This window comes from Acidobacteriota bacterium, assembly GCA_016703965.1.
GTDB lineage: Bacteria > Acidobacteriota > Blastocatellia > Pyrinomonadales > Pyrinomonadaceae > OLB17.
In genome coordinates this window covers 75,537-99,246 of sequence record JADJBB010000004.1, presented here as the reverse complement: position 1 = coordinate 99,246, position 23,710 = coordinate 75,537, and the positions used below count along the sequence as shown (strand labels likewise).

13 protein-coding genes are annotated in these 23,710 nt (G+C 54.0%); 7 read left to right on the top strand and 6 right to left on the bottom strand.

From position 1 onward, the window contains the following. Position 1 precedes the first annotated feature (1 nt). On the bottom strand, positions 2-1,954 hold the full coding sequence (gene acs, locus IPG22_03200) for an acetate--CoA ligase (GenBank protein ID MBK6587314.1): 1,953 nt from the start codon (positions 1,952-1,954) through the stop codon (positions 2-4). A gap of 58 nt (positions 1,955-2,012) precedes the next feature. Here acs and IPG22_03195 point away from each other — a divergent pair, with 58 nt between their 5' ends. Next, on the top strand, positions 2,013-4,508 hold the full coding sequence (locus tag IPG22_03195; GenBank protein ID MBK6587313.1) for a DUF4968 domain-containing protein: 2,496 nt from the start codon (positions 2,013-2,015) through the stop codon (positions 4,506-4,508). A 22-nt stretch (positions 4,509-4,530) separates the two neighbouring features. Here IPG22_03195 and IPG22_03190 read toward each other — a convergent pair whose 3' ends face one another. Together IPG22_03190 and IPG22_03185 are read right to left on the bottom strand one after the other, a co-directional pair. Beyond that, entirely contained in the window at positions 4,531-5,199 is a 669-nt protein-coding gene (locus IPG22_03190; GenBank protein ID MBK6587312.1) for a hypothetical protein, read from the bottom strand. Beyond that, a complete protein-coding gene (locus IPG22_03185) occupies positions 5,196-6,263 on the bottom strand; it encodes a LacI family DNA-binding transcriptional regulator (GenBank protein ID MBK6587311.1) in 1,068 nt (355 codons plus the stop codon). The genes IPG22_03190 and IPG22_03185 overlap by 4 nt, the downstream gene beginning before the upstream one ends. Positions 6,264-6,558: 295 nt before the next feature. Here IPG22_03185 and IPG22_03180 point away from each other — a divergent pair, with 295 nt between their 5' ends. From IPG22_03180 to IPG22_03155, 6 genes are all read left to right on the top strand, one after another. Continuing rightward, positions 6,559-10,017 carry a TonB-dependent receptor gene (locus IPG22_03180; GenBank protein ID MBK6587310.1) on the top strand — a complete coding sequence of 1,153 codons (3,459 nt, stop codon included), beginning with the start codon at positions 6,559-6,561 and terminating at the stop codon, positions 10,015-10,017. 332 nt (positions 10,018-10,349) lie between these two features. Continuing rightward, entirely contained in the window at positions 10,350-13,871 is a 3,522-nt protein-coding gene (locus IPG22_03175) for a TonB-dependent receptor (protein ID MBK6587309.1), read from the top strand. A gap of 84 nt (positions 13,872-13,955) precedes the next feature. Beyond that, on the top strand, positions 13,956-14,840 hold the full coding sequence (locus tag IPG22_03170) for an endonuclease/exonuclease/phosphatase family protein (protein ID MBK6587308.1): 885 nt from the start codon (positions 13,956-13,958) through the stop codon (positions 14,838-14,840). 6 nt (positions 14,841-14,846) lie between these two features. Next, positions 14,847-18,356, top strand: coding sequence for a glycoside hydrolase family 3 C-terminal domain-containing protein (locus tag IPG22_03165; GenBank protein MBK6587307.1), 3,510 nt, complete (start codon positions 14,847-14,849; stop codon positions 18,354-18,356). A gap of 52 nt (positions 18,357-18,408) precedes the next feature. Then, positions 18,409-19,926 (top strand): xylose ABC transporter ATP-binding protein, encoded by a 1,518-nt coding sequence (locus IPG22_03160; protein MBK6587306.1) that lies wholly within the window; start codon positions 18,409-18,411, stop codon positions 19,924-19,926. 5 nt (positions 19,927-19,931) lie between these two features. After that, complete coding sequence (locus IPG22_03155) at positions 19,932-21,074, top strand: sugar ABC transporter permease (protein ID MBK6587305.1); 1,143 nt, start codon at positions 19,932-19,934, stop codon at positions 21,072-21,074. A gap of 2 nt (positions 21,075-21,076) precedes the next feature. Here the strand turns inward: IPG22_03155 and moaA are convergent, their stop codons facing one another. The 3 genes from moaA to queG are packed head-to-tail and all read right to left on the bottom strand — an operon-like array spanning position 21,077 to position 23,699. Beyond that, positions 21,077-22,066: a GTP 3',8-cyclase MoaA gene (gene moaA, locus IPG22_03150; GenBank protein MBK6587304.1), complete on the bottom strand. Its 990-nt coding sequence runs from the start codon at positions 22,064-22,066 to the stop codon at positions 21,077-21,079. 34 nt (positions 22,067-22,100) lie between these two features. Continuing rightward, on the bottom strand, positions 22,101-22,754 hold the full coding sequence (locus IPG22_03145) for a hypothetical protein (protein MBK6587303.1): 654 nt from the start codon (positions 22,752-22,754) through the stop codon (positions 22,101-22,103). A 21-nt stretch (positions 22,755-22,775) separates the two neighbouring features. Continuing rightward, a complete protein-coding gene (gene queG, locus IPG22_03140) occupies positions 22,776-23,699 on the bottom strand; it encodes a tRNA epoxyqueuosine(34) reductase QueG (GenBank protein ID MBK6587302.1) in 924 nt (307 codons plus the stop codon). Between the last annotated feature and the right edge of the window lie 11 nt (positions 23,700-23,710).

Genomic DNA, 23,710 nt, shown 5'->3' with positions numbered 1-23,710 from the left:
TTCACTCCTCATCCTGCCGCAATTTCTCTAAAACAGACAGATCTTCGAGCGTCGTTACGTCGCCCGCGACCTTTCCTCCGGCGGCAAGTTCGCGCAATAGGCGCCGCATGATCTTGCCGGAGCGCGTCTTTGGCAGCATGTCGGTGAAGCGGATGTCGTCGGGTTTGGCGAGTGAGCCGATCTCGTGGGCGACGTGGGCTCGCAGGGTTTCTTTGAGCTCGTCGCTGCCGACGTGAGTACCTTCGAGTGTCACAAATGCGGCGATCGCCTGGCCTTTGAGATCGTCGGGACGGCCTACGACGGCGGCTTCGGCGACGGATTCGTGCGAGACGAGCGCTGATTCGATCTCGGCGGTGCCGAGGCGGTGGCCGCTGACGTTGATCACGTCATCGACTCGGCCCATGATCCAGTAATAGCCGTGCTGGTCGCGGCGTGCTCCGTCGCCGGCGAAATAGAAACCCGGAATTTCGGACCAATATGCCTGCTTGTAGCGTTCGTCATCGCCCCAGAGCGTGCGAAGCATCGAGGGCCATGGATGTGTCGCGACAAGGTAGCCGCCCTCGTTCGGGCCGACCGGTTTGCCTGTTTTTGTGACTATGTCGAGCATAATTCCCGGGATCGGACGCGTCGCGGTTCCCGGCGTGGTCGGAGTTGCTCCGGGGAGCGGGCTGATCATTATCGAACCTGTTTCGGTCTGCCACCAGGTGTCGACGATAGGGCATTTTCGTTTGCCGATGATCGCGTGATACCACATCCAGGCTTCCGGATTGATCGGCTCGCCGACAGTTCCGAGAAGTCTTAATGACGACAGATCGTGTTTGAGCGGATATTGCTCGCCCCATTTAATGAACGCGCGGATCGCGGTCGGTGCGGTGTAAAAGATATTGATCTTGTGCCGCTCGATAATGTCCCAGAATCGGTCGAGATCGGGATAGTTCGGAGCTCCCTCGTACATGAAAACCGTCGCTCCATTCGCCAGCGGCCCGTAAACGACGTAGCTGTGGCCCGTGACCCAGCCGATGTCGGCCGTGCACCAGAAAATATCGTCGTCCTTCAGGTCGAAAACGATCTTCGAGGTGTATGCTGTTTGCGTCAGGTAGCCGCCGGTCGTGTGCAGGATGCCTTTTGGCTTGCCGGTCGTGCCCGAAGTGTAAAGAATAAAGAGCGGATGTTCGCTGTCGAGTTCCTCGGCAGGGCAATCGGCACCGACGATCTTGGTCAGTTCGTGCCACCAGTGATCGCGGCCGGGCGTCATAGAGACTTTGGAGTTTGTTCGCTGGAACACGACGACGTTTTCGACGCCGGGACATCCCACGACTGCTTCGTCGACGACGTCTTTGAGTTTGATCTCAGCTCCGCGGCGATAGCCTCCATCGGCGGTAACGATGAGTTTGCAGCCGCAGTCATTGACGCGGTCGCGAATCGCATCCGCCGAAAATCCGCCGAAAATGACCGTATGAGCCGCACCGATCCGCGCACACGCCAGCATCGCGACCGAGAGGGCGGGAAGGAGCGGCATGTACAATGCGACGCGGTCGCCGGCTTTGACACCGAGTTTTTTCAGGACATTGGCAAACCGTGAGACTTCCTGATGAAGTTGGAGATATGTGATTGTCTTGATCTCGCCGGTCTCGCCTTCCCAGATGATCGCGGCCTTATTCTTACGCGAGGTCGCGAGATGCCGGTCGAGGCAGTTGTAGGAAATGTTGATCTTGCCGCCGACAAACCATTTTGCAAACGGCTCGTTCCACTCGAGGACCGTGTCCCATTTTTTGAACCAATCGAGACTTTCCGCCTGCTTAGCCCAGAAAGCCGGAACGTCCGCCGCCGCCTCTGCATACAGGGCTTCGTAGTCCGCAAAGCTTTTGATATGAGCGTTTTCCGCAAACTCAGGCGGTGGCGGAAAAAGACGGCTTTCACTTAAAGTTGATTCGATGGCAATGGATTCGGACATAGAAATCAAGTATAAGTTATTCGAGCGAGCGATTTAAAATAAAACCAACTCGAACAATATGAGCAAGCAGAAAACCCATCGGATAAACCAAGGAATAGCGTCAACTTTTCTCCTTATTTTGTTTCTTTGCAGCAGCGTTTTTGCCGCGTGGGAAACCGTCGGCCGCGTGACTAAGGTCACGAATTCTAAAGCCAACGGCGTGGTACTCGACACATCAAGCAAGGCGAAAGTTCTGGTCGAATTTTTCGGGGCGAATGTGATCCGGGTTAGAGTTGCCCCGAGCGGGAAATTCGAAGGCGATTTTTCTTTCGCGATCGATCCTGCCGCGAAGTTTGCAGATACGAAAATCACCGTTTCGCAAACTGCGTCCACGATCACGCTCACCAAAGCTGACGGTACGAAGGCCGTGATCCAAAAAGGATCGTTCTCGGTCAGCGTTATCGACGACAAAGGGAATACCGTGATTCAAAACGACGGATCCGACCCGACCGCATTCAACTTAGCGACCGGCGAGATCAAAACCACGATGATGCGGCGGAGCGAGGTCGAGACCTATTACGGCTTCGGCGAAAAGGCGTTTGCTGAGATGTCGAGGAACGGGAAATTTATCGTCAACTGGAACACGGACACGTTCTCGTATCCGATCGGTACCGACCCGATATATCAGTCGATCCCGTTTTTTACAGCACTCCATGAAGGGCGGGCGTATGGGTTATTTTTTAATAATACGTTTCGCACTTGGTTCGATATGGGGGCGAGATCGCCCGGTAAATACTCATTCGGAGCAGACGGCGGAGAACTCGATTATTTCGTTTTCACCGGATCAAAGGACAAGTCGCCGAAGGAAGTTCTCGCCGATTACGCAACCCTGACCGGCAAAACACCCCTGCCGCCGATCTGGGCTCTGGGGAATCAGCAATCGCGGTGGTCGTATTTTCCTGAATCGCGCGTTCGCGAGATCGCGGATGGCTTTCGCAGTCGCAAGATCCCGCTTGATGTACTGTATCTCGATATCGACTACATGGACGGCTATCGCGTTTTTACCTGGGATAAAAAACGGTTTCCTGACCCGCCGAAGCTGGTTGCGGACCTGAAAAAAGACGGTATCCAGACGGTTTTGATCATCGATCCGGGCATCAAGGTCGTCGATAAATACGACGTTTACAGCGACGGTAAAAAGGAAGGGATTTTCGTGAAGAATCCCGACGGAACCGAACTGAACCGCGATGTCTGGCCTCAGGCGAGCGCCTTTCCGGATTTTACGGATGCGAAGGCGCGCGATTGGTTCGGCAAGCAGTATAAAGGGCACATCGCGGAAGGTATTGCCGGGTTTTGGAATGATATGAACGAGCCCGGAGTTTTCATGAACGACAAGACCGAAAAGCCCGAGGTTTTGCATCATCCGGCGAAGACTTTCCCGTACGACACGCCGCACAAAGGCGACGGATTGCCGGACACGCACAAGCGCTATCACAACGTTTTTGGAATGCAGATGGCACGCTCGAGTTTTGAAGGCGTTAAGAAACTCGCTCCGGAAAAACGGCCATTTGTGCTGACTCGCGCGGGTTTTGCCGGAATTCAGCGGTTCTCGGCGGTATGGACGGGTGATAATTATGCGAGCTGGGATCACCTTGCGATGACGATCCCGATGCTGACGAACATGAGCGTCTCGGGCGTTCCATTCGTTGGCGGCGATGTCGGCGGATTTAATGACCGTCCGAGCGGCGAACTATATGCCCGATGGATGCAGGCGGCGGCATTGACGCCGTTTTTCCGTTCACATTCAGTTGGCTGGGCAGGGAACAAAGAGCCTTGGGAATACGGGGATGAATTTACCGCGATAAACCGTTCGACGGTCGAACTGCGATACAAATCTCTACCCTATCTTTACACGCTTTTCAAAGAGCATGAAAACACCGGAGCGCCGATCATGCGGCCGTTGTGGTACGAATTTCCGGCGGATAAAAAGACGTACCTCGTCTCGGATGAATACCTCGTCGGCAGCGATCTGCTGGTTGCTCCGGTCGTGAAAGAAGGCTTGCGTTCGCGGAGAGTTTATTTACCGGCGGGAACGGATTGGGTCAATTGGTGGACCGGCGAAAAGCTCGCGGGCGGAGCCGAATACACCGTTGACACGCCGCTCGATCGGCTGCTTATTTTTGGCCGTGCTGGAGCGATGATACCGACGCAGGGCGTGATCCAGAATACCGGTGAAATGCCCTTGCAGCCTGTGACGTTGACGGTCATCGCAGGAATTACGCCGGAAAAGGTTGGTACGGCGACACTTTATCAGGACGCGGGAGATGGCTATGGGTATCAGAAGAATGGGTGGAGAACCCTGAATTTTGAGCATCGTCCGGGATCGATAAAGATCAGTCGATCGGGTGAGTTCAAAGGTCAAACTTTGAAATTTATCGAGGTCATCGGCGTAGCTGCTCAGCCGAAGCAAATGGCGGCGGATGGGCGTGAGATCAAATTTACTTATGACACGGCGACCAAGCGAGTAAAGGCGGAAATTCCCGATGGCGTGAGTGAGATAACGATGGTTCGCTAGCGTCTCGCTTGCGCTCCAGTGGTTATTTCAGGAAAGGCTTTAGGGCTTTGGTTATTATTGCGTAGCCTTTTGCATTAAGGTGTAGGCCGTCGGCGACGAAGATGTCAGCCGGCGGTTTTTCGCCGTTCGGGCCGAGCATTGGGACGGAGATGTCGACGTAGCGGACGTTTTTGTGTTTGGCGATCTCGTTGCGGATGAGGTCGTTGCCGCGTTTCATTTCGGGCCAGAGACTCCAGCGTAGGATGCTGGGTTTCATCGATATATAGATGACCGGTGTTTTTGGCAAAGCCTTGTCGCGAAAGGCGACAAACGCTTTGAAATCCTCAAGGGCGTTCTCCGCAGGGTCTTTTGCCTCAATGTCATTTTCGCCTGAATAGACGACGATCATCTTCGGTTTGTACGGAGCGACGATCTTTGGTGCGAAGAAAACGAGATCATCGAGCCGCGAGCCGCCGAAGCCGCGATTCATCACATTTACCGTCGGAAAATCCTGCCGCAGGCTCGTCCACATCCTGATGGTGGAACTACCGGTGAAAACTATCGGATCTTTTGGCGGATTTTGTTTTTTATCGATCTCGAGGAAGGCATTGATCTCATTCGCCCACTCTTTTTCGCGGGTGTACAGAGCTTGACCCGCGGCTGAAACCGCGGCTATAACAAAGAACAGAACGGTTAGAACAAATTTCTTCATGATTGCGATACGCGCGAGGTCGATTGCCTCACGATAATGGTCGGTTCGACACCGACGGTCTTGGCGACGCTGCTTTCACCGCGGTTGGCGAGACGTTCGAGCAGCGTACGGGCGGCGAGATTTCCCATTTCGAAGAGCGGTTGGCGAATCGTCGTCAACGCCGGATTATGGAATGCGGCAGCGTAAATATCGTCAAATCCCAGTACCGAAACGTCAGCCGGGACACGTAAACCCATTTCCTCCAAAGCCCTGATCGCACCGATCGCCGAAATATCATTGAACGCCAGCACGGCCGTAAATCTCTCGCCGCTCGCGAGCAGTGATTTCATTGCGGTGTAACCAACCTCGGGCGATGGCGTATCGCCCTGGAGCTGGACGGTCAATGCCGGATCGAGCGAGATGCCTCGTTTATTCGCTGCTTCGTTCATTGTTTTCCAACGAACCTTAGTGTCCGAGCTGAAATCCTGGCCCTTAATGGCGGCTATGCGACGGTGGCCGAGATTGTAGAGATGGCCGATGCCGAGTTCGGCTGCGTGCTGGTGATTTAGTACGACGTTGGTCACGCCGGCGATCTCCTCGTGCCCTGAAACATTGACGATCGGTATTGTTGGCGTAAACCGGATGGGCGTGTCAACCGCGATAATTCCCTCGACCTGGCGTTCGATCAGTAGCCGCGGCAGCTTTTCGAGCAGATCTTCCCGGTGCAGGTGGCTCGCCGTCAAATAAAAATAATCGGCAGTCGAAAGAGCCGACTCGACGCCGTTCAAGACCATCGCCGAGTATCCGTCGCTCAGTTCAGGGACGATGACGCCGATGGTGTTGGTCTTCTGTACGCGGAGTGAGCGAGCAAGGTAATTCGGCCGGTAATTTAATTCACGAGCGCCGTCGAAAATGCGTTTTTTTGTCTCCGCGGGGATCGATGCTGCCTGCGGCGAATCATTCAGCACGAGCGAAAGCGTCGTCGGCGAAAGGCCTAGGTGGAGAGCCAGATCTTTCAGGCTTACCGGGTCGCCGTTGCGGCCCGAACCACTTTTGGGAGCCTCTTTTTCTGCGTTCTTAGGCATTGCCTCAGATATTGTCATACATCCGGCAACGAATTCAAGATGGCCTGTCACATGCTTCCAAAAAACGACTCATAATAAGCCATCGTAATTGGTCATACCAATAATAAGTGGTTGTTATGGAAGATTTGTCTTGACTTACAAATCTACAAGGTGCTTACTGTTCAGTAGTAAAACGATTTACCTAAAATACCCGTTTGCCCATCTAGCTACGCCCGATGGGTTTGCATTCGATGCCGGCGAGTTCCGGCACCCCAGCAGACCCAGACCCCAGGGGCCGCAGAACAAGGAGGATCTCATGTTTCGATCTCATTTCAGACCTATCAATGTGTTTGCCGGACTGCTTTTAGTAGTGATAATGACCGTTGTCGGCCACGCTCAGTTCAGAGCCGGTGTACAGGGAACAGTCACTGACAGCAGCGGCGGTACCGTCTCGGGCGCAACTGTCACGCTCTTGAATAAAGAGACCAACCAGGCTCAGAAAACGCAGACCAGCGAGGACGGCTTCTACCGGTTCTCCAATCTTGCTCCCGGAGCTTATACAGTTTCGGTCGAGCAGCCGGGATTTAAGAAGCGTGTGGTTGAGAATCTTCAGGTCGATGCGGAATCGATCAAAGGCCAGGACGTAACGCTCGAGGCAGGCGTGATCAGCGAGACGGTAACGGTTCAGGCGGAAGATCTGGGATTGCAGACAGAGGATGCAAACATCAGGAAAACGATCAGCACGGAAGAAGTTCTGAGGCTGCCGCAAGCCGGACGCGATCCGTACGAACTGGCGCGGCTTGCTCCGGGCGTATTCGGTGCGGGTGCCCGCGGTGCGGGGGGCGAATCTGTTCGTTTGCCAAACACAAGTGGCCCCGGGGGATCGGACAACTCGATCTTTCAGACCGAGAATGCGCAGCCGATCTCGGCGAACGGGCAGCGAGTTTCGGCAAATAACTACCAGATCGACGGAACCAGCGTCAACAGCCAGACGTGGGGCGGCGCGGCCGTGATCACGCCAAGCCAGGAGAGCGTAAAAGAGGTTCAGGTGACCTCCAGCACATATTCCGCTGAGGATGGCCGCAACAGCGGTGCTCAGATCCGGGTCGTTTCACAAAACGGCACGAACCAGTGGCACGGCAGCGGTTTTTACAAGATCAACGATCCGTCGCTCAACTCATTTAACAAATTCTACGGAGCCGCCGGATCGCCGACGCTTCCGACACGCGTCGAGAGAAAATTCAAAACATTTGGCGGCAGCTTCGGCGGCCCGATCGTCAAGGACAAGCTCTTCTTTTTCTTCTCATACGAAGGCTTAAAGGAAAACAGTTCGAACACGTTCGATGCTCTCATCGATACGGATTCGTTCAGAAGCGGCATAATTGCAGCCAGGCCAAATACCGTCACAGCCCGCCTCCTGACCGGTGTTGGAGCGAGGCCTCGAGTAGCTAACATTTTGAGCCGCACCTGTGCGACCGCAGGAATTTTTATTCCATGTCAGGTTGTCGGAAATGGATTTGATATTGGTTCGATCACGGGCACGTACGGGACTTATGTTCCGCTCGGCTTGAATTCAGGCGGTGGATTTGACGGCATCGCAGATCTGCAGTTTGCCCAGCTTACGGCTCCGAAAACGTTTAGCGGAAATCAGTATTTCACGCGGCTCGATTACCAGGTTTCGCAGAAGGATAAGCTCGCATTCTCGTCATTCATCGTGCCGACCACGGCGTTTACTTCAGACGCAAGTGCCCAGACACGTCCGATGGCGGATATCAATTCCAAGCGTCTGAGCTACGCTCTGGCGTTCATCTACACCCGGGCTATTTCGTCGACGATGGTCAACGAAGCACGCTTTAACATGACCCGTTGGGGATTCGACGAGACGGCGTCTAATCCACAGGCAGATTTCGGCCTGCCAAGAGTGGAGATCGAAGGTATCTTCGGCGACCGGCTTCGATATGGAGCACCTCGAAGCCCGAATACTCCGGGAGTGATCACCGAAAAACAGTTCGATTTCAGAGACAACTTAACGAAGATCTGGGGAAATCACGTTTCCAAATTTGGAGCGGAATATCGCCGCGATCTTAACAACAACGGAGAACCGGGCGGAGCACGTCCGCTATATTCATTCGTTCGCCCGTGGAACTTTGCCAACGGCACGCCGATCTTCGAACAGATCACTGCCGATCAGACCGGAACTCCGGCGGCGAATAACACCAAATTCACCACCAGCGAATTGGCATTTTTTGCCCAGGACGACTGGAAGCTACGTCCAAATCTCACGCTGAATCTGGGACTTCGCTGGTCCTACTATTCGCCGATCACCGCGAGCGACGGCGTGCTCGGCAATTTGATCCCGGATGCGAACGGCGGCCTTGCAGGCGCTAAGATCTCGACCGCTAAGCTCTTCTACAAGAAAGACCTGAACAATTTCGGCCCGCAGATCGGATTTGCGTGGAGCCCGCAGTATTTTGCAAATAAGCTCGTGTTTCGCGGCGGCGGCGGTATCGGCTATGACCGTTTGCCTAACGCACTGCTCGCAAACGCTCGTCGCAATCCACCGAATGGCTTCAACTTCGGCATCTGCTGCGGTACGTCCACCAGCGATTTTGGTACACCGTTCGTTGGCGGCCAGATCACGTATGTTGCGAGCACGAACGGGTCGATCACAGGTTATCCGAGAAATCCTGTCCTCGGCGGCGGTATAAATGCGACGAACGGTTTGCCGAATAATGGCTCGATCGAAATTTATGCGTCGCCGCAGAGCCTGCCGACAGCATATGTCTATCGCTACTCACTTGAGGCACAGTATGAACTGCCATTGAATATGGTGGCGACGCTTGGCTATCAGGGAAGTGCCAGCCGGCACTTTGTCAGGATCCTGCCGCTCCATATTACCGGGCCATCAACAAATCCGGCTATTTTTGCTGCCTATTATGCCAGTCCGGACGTAAACGCGAATTACAACGCGATGATCGCCCGCATTCAAGGCCGATTCATGAAACAGGTAAGCTTTGACGTCAATTATCGCTTCAGCAAGAGCATCGACACCGTCTCGTTCGAAGGACCGACCGGTGCTACGAACCAGAGTTTTCCCGTCGATCAAGGCGAAGAACGCGGGCCGTCGGATTTTGACGTAAAGCACAATATTACAGGTTCGGCGTTGTGGGAACTGCCATTCTTCAACAACCGCACGGACTGGAAAGGCAAACTCCTGGGCGGCTTCCAGATAAATGCGATCATCACGCATCACACGGGTTTCCCGTGGACGCCGAAAGCGTTTGGCTGTTTGCTCGGAACGACAACTAATAATTTCTGCGATCCGCGGCCGCTGAGTTACACAGGACAGCAGCCTTTGGCTAATACAAACGCGAACTTCCTCTCGGCTGGCGGCATTTTCCCGAACGCATATATTCCCGGTGCCGATTGCAACGTTGCTCCCGGGTGCAACCGCTACTTCAATACGGTGATCCCATTTAATGCTCCGCCGTTCGCTAACAAACCGGGGATCGGACGTAACGTGTTTCGTGGTCCGCGATATACCTCGCTCGATATGGCGTTCGCAAAATCATTTGGGCTGCCGTCGATACGCGTGCTCGGCGAAAATGCGAAAGTCGATCTGCGGTTCAATTTTTTCAACATCTTGAACACGCTGAATCTCGCCCCGTTCAACTCAAACTCAGATCCGACCCGTATCGCTCTCTCTACATTCGGTAAGGCAACTTCAGCCCTTGCGGGCCGTACGGGTGAGTTTCAGATCCGGTTGAGTTTTTAACGGGGAAGTTAGATAGAGTTCGTAGGGGAAGGAGCTCGTTTGCTCCTTCCCGGCAACCATCCAAATGATCCTAAAACGCCTGCGAAATTGGTCAGTCCAATTTGACCGTAGATCGCGGCATAAAAATCTATTAAGCCCTCTTATTATCTCTTGACAATCAATTTTGACGGATGCTATAAGATTTATACTAAAACGATTTAGTAAAACGATTTACTTACAGAAAATCGAGCAAATTGTGATGCCTGATAGTGGGTAAGCTATTATCTTTCAAATCGTTACGGGAAATCAAAAAATAGTAACTAATCAGAGTTGTTTAAGTTTGGAGGGAATCTATGCGGCGAGCAATGTTCAGCCTTTTGAAGAGTTTTTGTCTGTTTGCGGTTGTTGCCATTTTTGCAACTATTGCGAATGCACAATTTGGATCCGGAATTTCCGGGATCGTGGTGGACAGTACCGGATCAGTTGTTCCGGGAGCAAGTGTCACGCTGGTAAATCCGGCGACGAATGCGACTCTCGAGACGCAGACGAACGACAGCGGGCTCTACCGCTTTAACAATCTGCCGCCGGGAAACTATCGGATAACGGTTTCCAAAAGCGGTTTCAAGAAAAAGCTCGTTGAGAATGCTGCGCTCGCAGCCGAATCAAGCGCACGTTACGACGTTGCTCTCGAACCCGGAGATGTTTCCGCTGAAGTGACCGTTGATGGTTCGAGCGCGGTAACGCTTGAAACGGAATCTCCAAACCTCAGCCGCAATATCACAAATAAAGAGATCCTCGAACTGCCGATGGTTGGCCGCGATCCTTACAATCTGGTGCGGCTTGCACCGGGTGTTTTTGGCGACGGCGCTCGTTCGGCAAGCGGCGGAGCAGCTCGTCTCGGTAACTCGAGCCAAACCGGCCCGGGCGGATCGAACAATGGTATCTTCGCGGTCGAGAATCAGGTTCAGGTCTCGGCCAACGGCCAGCGTGTGACCTCGAACAATTTTGAGATTGATGGCGTCAGCGTCAACAGCCAGACATGGGGCGGAGCCGCAGTTATCACACCTTCCCAGGAAAGCATCTCGGAAGTTCAGGTCACGTCGAGCACCTACTCGGCAGAAGACGGCCGCAACTCGGGAGCTCAGGTCAAGGTCATCACCAAATACGGCACGAACTCCTACAGCGGCAGCGCTTTCGTTAAGATCAACAATCCTGGGCTCAATGCTTATAACGGTTTTCGCGGTATCGCGGGTGTCACGGGCCTGACGGGCCTTAACCCGACGCGAGTCAATGATCGCTTCAAAACGTACGGCGGCAGCTTCGGCGGCAAGATCGTTCGCGACAAGCTGTTCTATTTCTTCTCGTACGAGGGTACCAAAAACTCGACCAACAGCATCTCGGGCCCGACCTGGGTCGATACCTCAACATTCAGACAGCAGATCGGTTCGCTTAGGGCCGGTACCATTCCGGCCGCACTCGTAAGCGGTGCCTCAGCCGAACCGCGGATCGCTCAGATCCTGACGCCGGTGTGCAGTCTTTTGAATTCGCCATACAATGCAGGCGGCCCGAACTGCCAGGTCGTTGGAACGGGCCTCGATGTCGGCTCGATCACCGGCACATATGGCACATACGTTCCAGATGCGACCAACACAATTGGCGGCGGACTCGATGGCATTGCTGATCTGCAGTACGTTACGCTCAACAACTACAGCACATTTAAGGGTAACCAGTATACTTTCCGTCTCGACTATCAGGCTTCTGACAAGGATCGCATCACTTTCATGTCGAATGCGACACCGCTGATATCGTTCGGTACCAACGGGGCAGCACAAAACCGTCCGCAGGCTGACCTTACGTCTGACCGGCTTACGTACCTTCTCGGCGGTATCTACACGCGTACGATCTCGAGCACGATGATCAACGAATTCCGCTTTAACACGACCAAGTGGGGATACAATGAGGTCGCTGCGAATCCAAACGTCGATTTTGGCCTGCCGAGAGTCGAGATCGAGGCTGTCTTCGGCGACCGCCTTCGATATGGAGCTCCCCGTGCGGAAACGACGCCGGGTGTTTTCAACCAGCGTCAATACGATTTCCGCGATATCCTGACCAAGATCTACTCGAACCACACGTTCAAGATCGGTGGTGAATACCGCCGTGAGGTCAACAACTCGGCGGCCCCGGGCGGTGCACGTCCACTCTATTCGTTCACGAGAATGTGGAATTTCGCCAACGGCACGCCGGTATTTGAAGCTATCAATGCCGACGCGACCGGCACACCTAGGGCTAATGAAGTTCCGTTCAACACGTCGAACATCGGTGCTTTTTTCCAGGATAACTGGAAATTCCGCCCAAACCTGACATTGAATCTCGGCCTTCGCTGGGAATACCTCGCCCCGATCAAGGTTACCGGCGGTAATCAGCTTGGGCGGCTTAAGTTGGGTACGAATGGTTTGAACGACGCGGTCATCGAGAAGGTCACGACCTTTACTGACCCCGATTACAACAACTTCGCCCCGCAGCTAGGCTTTGCCTGGAGCCCGAAGAAGTTTGCTGAGAAAATGGTGATCCGGGGCGGCGGCGGTGTTGGTTATGACCGTCTCGCAAGTGCTCTCTTTAGCAACGCTCGATTCGCTCCGCCGAATGCAGCTCGTTACAGCATTTGCTGCGGTAACAGCGGTAACAACGGAGTAACTGGTGCTACAACAGGAACGATCCAGTTCGTCCGCAGTGCCGATGGAACGATCACCGGCTATCCCCGTAATCCAACGCTCGGCGGTGGTTTTGCGGCGAACGGCGGTCCGAACTTTGGTCAGGTCGAGATCTACAGCACGTATGCTGATCTGCCAACCGCGTGGGTTGCACGCTACTCGACGGAAATTCAGTATGAACTGCCGTGGAAGTTTGTTGCGACCGCTGGTTATCAGGGAAGTAAAGGCAGCAGATTTGTTCGTATCCTGCCGCTTCACCAGATATTGTCATCGACCGCAGCTCCGACATTCCGCCTCGTCTATTTTGCGAGCCCGGATGTAAACACGTCGTACAATGCTCTTGTCACGGGACTGCGGCGTAATTTCAGCAAGTCGTTCAACGTGAACATCAATTACAAGTTCTCGAAGAGTCTTGATACCGTCTCGGTCGAAGCTCCGTGTGCTTGTACGAACCAGACCTACTCTTACGACAACGGTGAGGAGAAAGGGCCGTCAGACTTTGACGTGACCCATTATTTCAACGCGTCGGGTACGTGGGAGCCGTCGTTCTTCAAAGGTCGCAAGGATATTTTCGGCGATCTGCTTTCAGGCTGGTCGTTTAGCCCGATCGTAACGTGGCGCGGTGGTTTCCCGTGGACTCCGGTCATCAACGGCGGTATTCGTCTGTCGACTGAAACGACCTCGATCGGTGTGATCCGTCCGCGTCAATGGTTTGGAACGGCACCACTCGGTAATTCGAACTCCGATTTCGAAGCCGGTGGACAGTTCCCGGGCGGCCTCATTCCCGGAGCGGCTTGTAATAATATTACAACGACGCCGGCCGGATGCAGCCGTTACTTTCTGACGACAGTAAACGGCACGAACCCGGCGGATAACCGTCCGGGAATTGGCCGAAACGTGTTCCGCGGGCCGCGTTACTTTAACGTCGATATGTCGATCGCAAAGAGCTTTAACATCTCGAGCCTGGCTGCTGTCAACAGCATCCTCGGCGAGAGAGCGAAACTCGACATTCGTTTCAACTTCTTTAACCTTTTGAACAACCTGAACTTCGCGAGCTTCAACTACAATACGAACAGCACGCGTGCGGATAACGCTCAGTTTGGTGTTCCGACGGCGGCTTTGGCCGGTCGGGTTGGAGAATTCCAGGCGAGATTCAGCTTCTAGCTGAGCTAGTTTATGAAAACTGGAATGGGCGTGGATCGTGGTTACTTTCCACGCCTTTTTTATCGAGCTTTTCTTTAGGTTCAAATGCTAAAACCCCTCAAATTTCGGCAGTTGTACTCGGTTCTGTTTCTGCTCATCGCGGCGGCGTTCATAACCGATAGTGCCGCGGCTCAAGCTCCAAAGGGAAGCCTGCGGGTAATGACCTTCAACATCCGCTACGACGAACCCCGCGACGGCGTCAACGCGTGGCCGAACCGTAAGCAGAAGGTTGCGGATGTCATTCGCTTTCACAAGGCTGACCTCGTCGGCGTACAGGAAGCGTTGCTGTCGCAGTTGCGTGATCTCGAAAAGCTGCTGCCCGATCTTGCCTGGTGCGGTGTCGGCCGAACGGATGGCAAGGAAAGCGGCGAATATTCGGCGATCCTTTATAAGAAATTACGGTTTCAGCTCATCCAAACCGATACATTCTGGCTCAACGAGACCGGCAAGGTCGGAGAGAAGGGCTGGGACGCGGCTCTCCCACGCATTGTCACGTGGGCTAAGTTCAAAGACCGCGTTTCGGGCAAGACATTCGTACATTTCAACACACATTTTGACCACGTAGGTGAAAAAGCGAGGGCCGAGAGCTCGTCGCTTATTCTGAAAAAGGCGGGCGAGATCCACGGCAAGGGGCCGTTCGTCGTGACCGGCGATTTTAACGTGACGCAAGACAGCGGCGCATATAAAACGATCATGGCGGGAACGTCGGTGATCAAGGTCGCGGACACGCGCTACGCCAGCATCAACGGGCATTTTGGCGGCAATTCGACCTTCAACGCCTTTAAGGAACTCGAGCCCGGCCGCACCATCGACTACATTTTTGTTCGCGACGGCATTAAGGTTTTTGAGCACGCAGCACTTTCTGACCGCTGGGACGGGCTGTGGGCGTCAGACCATCTGCCTGTGCTGGCTGAGATACTTATTCCCTAAATAATCATGCGATCTTCTATAAAACGTTTAATTTCAGGTTTCGCAGTTCTGCTAATGCTCACGTCGTTCTCGCTTGCTCAGCGAAGCGGCCCGGAGGTCGAGCGGCGGATAAATCAGCTCATTGCAAAGATGACGCTCGCCGAAAAACTCGGCCAACTCCAGCAGCTCGACGGCGAGGCCAACGGCAAATTCCGCCCCGAACATCTGGAAATGGCACGAAAGGGTCTGCTCGGTTCGACGCTCAACGTTCGCGGCGCAGCGATGACGAACGAACTGCAGCGAGCTGCACTCGAATCGCGGCTCAAGATCCCGATCCTGTTGGGCTTTGACGTTATTCACGGCTATCGCACGATATTTCCTGTGCCGCTCGGTGAAACAGCGAGCTGGGATCTGGCGCTGATGGAGCAGAGTGCTTCGATCGCGGCGGCAGAATCGCGGGCAGCCGGAGTTCACTGGACGTTTGCCCCGATGGTCGATATTGCCCACGATCCGCGTTGGGGCAGGATAATCGAAGGTGCGGGCGAGGATGTTTTTCTTGGCTCGCTCGTCGCGGATGCCCGCGTTCGCGGCTTTCAGGGAACAGATTACAGTGCGAATAATAAAATACTCGCGACGGCAAAGCATTGGGTAGGCTACGGAGCAGCCCAGGGCGGCCGTGATTACAACACCACGGACCTCTCGGAACGCTCGCTTCGAGAGACGTATTTTCCGCCATTCAAATCAGCTGTTGATGCCGGCGTCGGTTCGTTCATGACCTCGTTCAATGACATTGACGGCATTCCGGCAACGGCGAATCCGTTTGTGCTTAAGAAGATCCTGCGAGACGAATGGAAATTCGACGGCCTCGTCGTCAGCGATTACACGGCGGTGATGGAGTTGATGTTCCACGGCCTTGCTAAGGACGAAGCTGACGCAGCAATGTACGCCCTCAACGCTGGAACCGACATGGAAATGGTCAGCAAGCTGTACAACAAGCACGGCGAAAAACTGCTCAAAGACAAAAAGATCTCGATGGCGACGATCGATAATTCTGTGCGGAACATTCTGCGGGTTAAGTTCCGTCTCGGGCTTTTCGACAATCCCTTTGCAAGCGAAGAACTCGAAAAACGCGAGGTTTTCAAACAGGCGAATCTTGACGCCGCCAAACGCGCCGCTGAGCGTTCATTCGTACTGCTGAGAAACGAGAACAAAACGCTGCCGATCAATAAGAACGTCGAAAAGGTCGCGATCATCGGTTCGCTCGCAAACGACAAAGCTGAGATGAACAGCAATTGGGCAGGCGACGGGCGGGCTCAGGATCCGATCTCGGTTGTCGAGGCATTCAAGGCTAAATTCCCGAACAAAAAATTACGCTACGAGCCGGGCTGCGATCCGAAATGTGAGACCGATACAGGTTTCTCGAAAGCCGTTGATGCGGCGAAAGATTCGGATTTTAGCATTCTCGTTGTCGGCGAATCCGGAGCGATGAGCGGTGAGGCTTCGTCGCGGAGTAACATCGATCTGCCGGGCAAACAGCTCGATCTGATCAAGGCCGTTCATGCGACAGGCAAACCCTACGCAGTCGTCCTGATCAACGGGCGTCCGTTGACTATAAATTGGCTTGCAGAAAATTCGCCCGCGATCCTCGAGGCGTGGTTCCCGGGAACGATGGCTGGCCCCGCGATAATTGACACGTTGTTCGGCGATTCGAATCCGGGTGGAAAACTGCCGGTAACATTTCCGCGTTCGGTTGGCCAGATCCCGCTATTCTACAACCAGAAACGCACGGGCCGTCCTTTCCAGGCCGAGAATAAATACACTTCGAAATACCTCGATATCCCGAACACGCCGCTGTATCCGTTTGGTTATGGACTGAGCTATACGACGTTTCGCTACCGCGATCTGCGGGTTGATAAACCGGAAATTCTGCCGAACGGTGCCGTCAAAGCCAGTGTCGAGGTCGAAAACACGGGCAAGATGGATGGCGACGAGGTCGTCCAGCTTTACATCAGCGACGTCGCGGCGAGCGTGACACGTCCGATCAAGGAGCTGAAAGGCTTTAAGCGGATCAACTTAAAGGCCGGGCAGAAACAGATCGTCGAATTCACGCTCGGCAAGAAAGAGCTTGAATTCCTGGGCCGGGATCTAAAACCAGTGCTCGAGCCGGGCGAATTTATCGTTTATGTCGGAACGAGCAGCGAAAACAATCTGCAGACGACATTCTCTGTCGTGGACAAGATATCAGCAAAGCCTGCGGGGGTCGCGGCGAGCGATAACGAGACTGTCGCTCCGGCACCGGCTGCACCGATACCGACCGCACCGGTCAGTAAGGAAGACGAAGCTTTCCTCGAAGATCTGCAAAAGCGGACGTTTCAGTATTTCTGGGATCATTCCGACCCCAAGACCGGCCTCACTCTTGACCGAACGCGAACCGACGGCACGCCGCCCGCTGAAGGTACAAGCCACTATAATGTCGCGACGATCGCGGCAACGGGGTTTGCTCTCAGCGGTTACTGCATCGCCGCGGATCGCGGCTGGGTGACGAAGGATCAGGCGATGGAACGCACGCGGAACACGCTCGATTTTTTTGCCAATAGACAGGAGAACAAGAATGGCTGGTTCTATCATTTTGTCGATCAGAAAACGGGCGAGCGACGTTGGCGAACCGAGGTTTCGTCGATAGATACGGCACTTTTGCTGGGCGGCGTGCTGACGGCCCGCAAGTGTTTTGCAGAGGACAAGGAGATCGTTGCTCTTGCGGACAAGATCTATGACCGGGTGGATTTTCAATGGATGCTGAACGGTGATCCCTATTTGCTTTCTCACGGTTGGCGGCCGGAGTCGGGCTGGATACAAAGCCGTTGGCGAGATTATAGCGAGGATTCCTCGCTTTATTTATTGGCGATCGGGTCAAAAACGAAACCGATCCCGGCGCAGGCTTGGTACGCGCGTGAGCGAACGTGGCAGGAATACGGGAATTATCGATATCTCGCAGCGGTATCACCGCTTTTCATACATCAGTTCTCGCATGCCTGGGTAGATTTTCGCGGCAAACGCGAGAAACGGACGCCTTTTGTGGATTATTTTGAAAATTCGGTGCAGGCAACGCGGGCCCAACACGAGTTTTTTATTAAAGACCTGAGCAAAGAATTTCCAAAATACGGCCCGAATATGTGGGGAATGACGGCGTCGGACTTCAAGAAGGGCTACACCGCGTGGGGCGGACCGCCGCGTCATCCCGACACCGACGGCTCGGTGGTGCCGTGTGCGGCGGCGGGTTCGCTGATGTTCACACCGGACATCACACTGCCTGCTTTGAAAGAAATGAAGGCCGTTTACGGTAAGGATATTTACGGAAAATATGGTTTCGTCGATGCCTTTAACCCGCACAATGGCTGGGTTGACAAAGATGTTTTAGGCATCGACCTCGGCATTACTCTGCTAAGCATCGAAAACCTGCGAAGCGGCAAAGTTTGGTACTGGTTCATGCAGAATGACGAGATCCGAAGGGCAATGGCCCAGGCATATATTTCCTGACCATAAATGTGCTAAATTATAGTCACCACAAGCTTTTTTTAGACGAGAAACGATAATTATGCCGCTGCTTGAGATGAAAAACATCGTCAAGGAATTCCCGGGTGTCCGTGCGCTCGATGGCGTGAGTTTTACGCTTGAGGCCGGGGGATTTCACTCGCTCGTTGGCGAGAACGGTGCGGGAAAATCAACGCTGATGAAAGTTCTATCGGGTGTTTATCCGGAGGGCACGTTCGAGGGCGATATTCTGGTTGAGGATCAGCCGCGGCATTTCAAAGGGATCCGCGATTCGGAAGCGGCGGGCATCGCGATCATCTTTCAGGAACTCTCGCTCGTTAAAGAATTAACGGTCGGCGAGAACATCTTTCTGGGCAAGGAACCGTCACGATTCGGCGTTATCAATTGGTCCGAACTTTATCACAAAGCCTCAAATCTGCTCCGCGAGCTGCGGCTTCCGATCGATCCGCGGGTAAAGGTCGGGAGTCTCGGCATTGGCCAGCAGCAGCTTGTCGAGATCGCGAAAGCTTTGTCGCAGGACGCCAAGATCTTAGTGCTCGATGAACCGACCGCAGCATTGACCGAGTCGGAAGTAAAAACGCTCTTCGGTATTCTCAGAGACCTGCTAGCTCGCGGCGTCGGAATGATCTACATTTCGCACAAGCTCGATGAAGTATTTGAAATGAGCGACCGGATCACGGTCTTGCGCGATGGCAAGACCGTCTCGACGCATACCGCGGCTGAGATCGACAAGAATGGCGTCATCGCGGCGATGGTCGGGCGTGAGGTCGGGGATATTTTTCCGACGCCTGATCACAATTACGGTGAGGTTGCGCTCAGTATCAAGAATTTGACAACTTATTCGCCAGATATTCCGGGCAAGAAGTTGGTTGACGGCGTTTCCTTCCACGTTCGAAAGGGCGAGGTTCTCGGCATCGCGGGGCTGATGGGAGCAGGACGAACTGAGCTGCTGATGTCGATCTTCGGAGCGTGGCAGGGACAGCTCAGCCGTGAGATCGAGATCGAGGGTAAACCGAGTACGATCGATTCGCCGGGCGATGCGATCGCGAAAGGCGTCGGGTTTGTTACCGAGGATCGCAAACGTTTCGGCCTGATCCTCGACCAGACAATTCTCGATAACATGACGCTCGCGGGGCTGCGGTCGATCTCAGGCAAATTTGTAACGAACCGAACCCGCGAAACCAAGGCGGCGAAAGGCCCTATGCAGTCGCTGCATATCAAAGCGAATTCACCGCTTACCGTCACTGGCACACTCTCGGGCGGCAATCAGCAAAAGGTCGTGCTCGGCAAATGGCTCCTGACCAATCCGAAGGTGCTTTTCCTCGACGAGCCAACCCGCGGCATTGATGTCGGAGCGAAACAGGAAATCTACGCTGAGATCAATAAGCTCGCCAAAACCGGTCTCGCGATCGTACTCGTCTCGTCGGAACTTCCCGAGGTGCTCGGCCTATCCGATCGCGTGATCGTGCTGCATGAGGGCAAAGTGACCGGCGAATTTACCCGCGACGAAGCGACTCCTGAAAAAGTTATGGCGGCAGCGACCGGCAATCATTAAACAAAATGGACGAACCGAAAACTTCACGATTTAATGCTACCACGCTCAGAGCGTACATAATGATCGCCGTTCTCGGCATGATCTGGGCGTATTTTCACTATGCGACCGACTCGATCTTTCTTACGCCGAGGAATCTTTCAAACCTGATGACGCAGATGTCTGTTACCGCGATACTCGCGGTCGGCATGCTCATGCTGATCGTTTCGGGGAACATCGATCTATCGGTCGGTTCGGTGCTTGGCTTCGCCGGCGGCATCGCGGCCTACGCTGTGACGGTAATGGAATACGGACTGCCGGTAGCGATCATTGCGTCGATAACCGTTGGTGTTGCGATCGGGATCTTTCACGGAGCCTTGACGGCGTACCTGAATATTCCGGCTTTTATTGTCACGCTCGGAGGCCTCTTAGCGTGGCGGGGAGCGGTGAAATGGCTGCTCGGCGGGAACACTATTCCGATATCGAACGAGACTTTTAAGGCGATAGGCAATGAAAATCTGCCGATGACCTTCGGCTGGATTCTCGCAGCAGTGGCCATTGCATTTGTCCTATTCATGGCCTATCGAAATGCCCGCTCGGTCAAAGATTACGGGCTCGGCGAAGCTAATTACACTGGCGAATTACTCAAATCGATCATTCCGATCGGCGGCATCATCGCGTTCATTATCGTGATGAACGCTTATCAAGGCGTACCGATCCCGGTCTTGATCCTGGTCATCGTCGCTCTTTTTGGAGCGTTCCTAACAAACTCCACGACATTTGGCCGCTATCTCTATGCGATCGGCGGAAACGCGGATGCAGCCCGGCTCTCCGGCATCAATAACAAACGCAATATCTTGAAGGTCTACGCTCTTCTCGGGGCTTTAACCGGCGTTGCTTCGCTCATCTTCACGGCCCGCGTTGGCAGTGCCGCACCGGACGCCGGCGTTCTCAAGGAACTCGACGCCATCGCCGCCTGCGTCATCGGCGGAGCGAGCCTGATGGGCGGCCGCGGCACCATCTTCGGAGCCTGCCTCGGAGCATTGATCATGGCGAGCCTCGACAACGGAATGTCCCTGCTCAATGTCCGCGATTTTATGCAGGACATCATCAAGGGCTCGATCCTCGTCGCGGCAGTTGGGCTAGATATGATGGGAAGGAAACAAAGCTAAGGCTAGCCCCCGATAAAACTCATCGTCCTACTCGCAGGCTTGAACTCCGCGTCATTGATGTAGTGACGCGGTTCTTTTTTCATGACGACGTCCTCGATGAACTGGACTATCTCTTCGCGGCTGGCTCCGCTGCGGAGTAAATCACGTAGGTTGTGCTCGGTCGTTGAAAACAGACACGTGCGGATCTGGCCGTCGGCGGTTAGGCGGATGCGGGAGCAGGCGCCGCAGAACATTTCGGTGACCGGAGCGATGATGCCGATCTCGCCGGGTGAACCGTCGGCAAATGAGTATTTCCACGACGTTTCGCTGCCGCGTGAGGTTTCCTTTAGTTTGAGCGGATAGGCGTCGTTAATGGCGGCATGAATTTCCTTGCCCGAAACCACCATCTCGCGGCTCCATTCGTGACCGCTGTCGAGCGGCATGAACTCGATAAATCTGAAACTCACATCGGTCTCGCGGGCGAATCGGGCGAAATCGACCAGCTCGTCATCGTTACGGCCGCGAACGATACATGCATTGACCTTCACCGGCTCAAAACCAAATTCTTTTGCCGCTTCGATCGATGCGTAGACTTTGTCGAGGGCATCTACGCCGGTGATGTCGACAAATTTCTCGCGGTCGAGGCTGTCAAGGCTGAGCGTGACGCGGTCGAGGCCGGCGTCTTTTAGAGATTTTGCGTGACGCGGGAAATCGAAGCCGTTGGTGGTCAGAGCGAGATCATGAAGCCGTGGTTTTAGGGTTGCGAGCTTTTCGACGAGTTTCGGAACGTCTTTTCTGATCAAGGGCTCACCGCCCGTCAGACGGATCTTCTCGATGCCGAGTCCGACAAAGATGTCAGCGAGATAGGCGATCTCCTCGAATGTCAGGATCGTGTCTTTTCGGGCGAGCGGCGGCTCGCCGTTGGGCAGGCAGTAGAAACAGCGGAAATTACAGCGATCGGTCAGCGATATTCGCAGATCACGGATTGTCCGGTTGTGAGCATCGCGTAGCATTATCTAATGATACAAGAAACTCCGCGTTTTCGGGCTATCTGTAAGAGCCTTCGAGCAGCTTTAGCTTAGAAAGAGCTTTTGCGGCATCAGGTTTGGGAACCTTGGTGAGGATGTTCCGAAGTTCGCGAACTGCTTTTAGAAATTCTGCCTGGTCGCCGCTTTCGGTCGGCCCGTCGTAGTTTCTTTTAGTAGAAGCGGCATCATCAGCAATGCGGGTAAAAGAAATTGTCATTTCCTGCATCGCGCGTTTTCTGTACGCTCCTTTAGGAAAGCGTGTCAGATACTCGCCATAGGTGATTCGGATCACCGAGAGGTAACACGGGACATAGCCCTCACATTCGCCCGGCAGTTGATTCTCCGCAGCGCTCCACGCGATCTTGTCTGCGATGGGAAGTTCGCGATACTTGGCAGCAAGATCCCAAAATCGCCTTGAGCGGACATACCATTCACCCGCAGGATCGCTGTAAACGATGTCTCTGTCGTTCCGTTTGAGAAAAGACCGGTGTGGCTCCTTGTCCTGCCTAGCCATCGGGATCTTAACCAAGGCTGTCTGCAGATTCACAAGACGTTTATACTCCTTAGCCGCAGCGGCCGATGGCGAACTCTGAGCGGTGCCGTTGCCGATCAGAAGGAGAGTCGATACCGTACTCAATAATATTGTTACCAGATATGACTTGTTTGATCTCATTTTGTCTATCACTAGAACGTACTATTTTAGAGCGCTTGCATTACGCTTGAGACCGCCGATTTTCGCCCGTTTTATAGCCGAGCGGCGAAATCTTTCGATATATTCGTCGTTTGTCATAGAGATGATACCGTCAATATTCAACGAACTCTCGCCCTTTCGTGGTTCGAACCGGGTTTCTTCGGTTGCCTTCTCGAAACGATTCCACGGGCACACGTCCTGACAGATGTCGCAACCGTAGAACCAGCCTTCGAGATTTTCTGATATTTCTGCGGGCAAATTTTCGTCGCGGAGTTCGATCGTTGCGTACGAAATGCATTTGCGGGCATCGACCACATACGGCTCGACGATCGCATTTGTCGGACACGCGTCGAGGCAGGCGCTGCAACTGCCGCAGTGATCCGCGACGACCTCGGAATCGTATTCGAGCTCGACGTTAAGAATGATCTCGCCTATGAATACCCAGGAGCCGACTTCTGTCGTGATCAGATTTGAATGTTTTCCAAGCCAACCGAGTCCGGCACGGACGGCCCAAGCCTTATCCATCATCGGAGCTGTGTCGACGCATACCTTACCTTCGGCTTCGGGAACTTCGGTTTTTATCCAGACGAGAAGCTCGTTTAACTTTTCCCGCATCACATCGTGGTAATCGTCGCCCCAAGCGTAACGGGAGATCTTACCGCGTTCGGGGTCATCGGCATGTTCGTGATCAGTGTAGTAATTCAGCATCAGGACGATGACGGATCTGGCCCCGGGAAAAAGAATCCGCGGGTCGCTGCGCTTCTCAGGTTCGCGTTCGAGCCATGCCATCGTGCCGTGATAGCCATTCGCGAGCCATTCGCGGAAATGCTTTGCTTCGTCATCCAGCGCGTCGGCCCGGACGATCCCAACCCCGGAAAATCCGATCAATGCGGCCTTCTGTTTTATATTCTGCGAGAGCGACGACATCGATACATTAT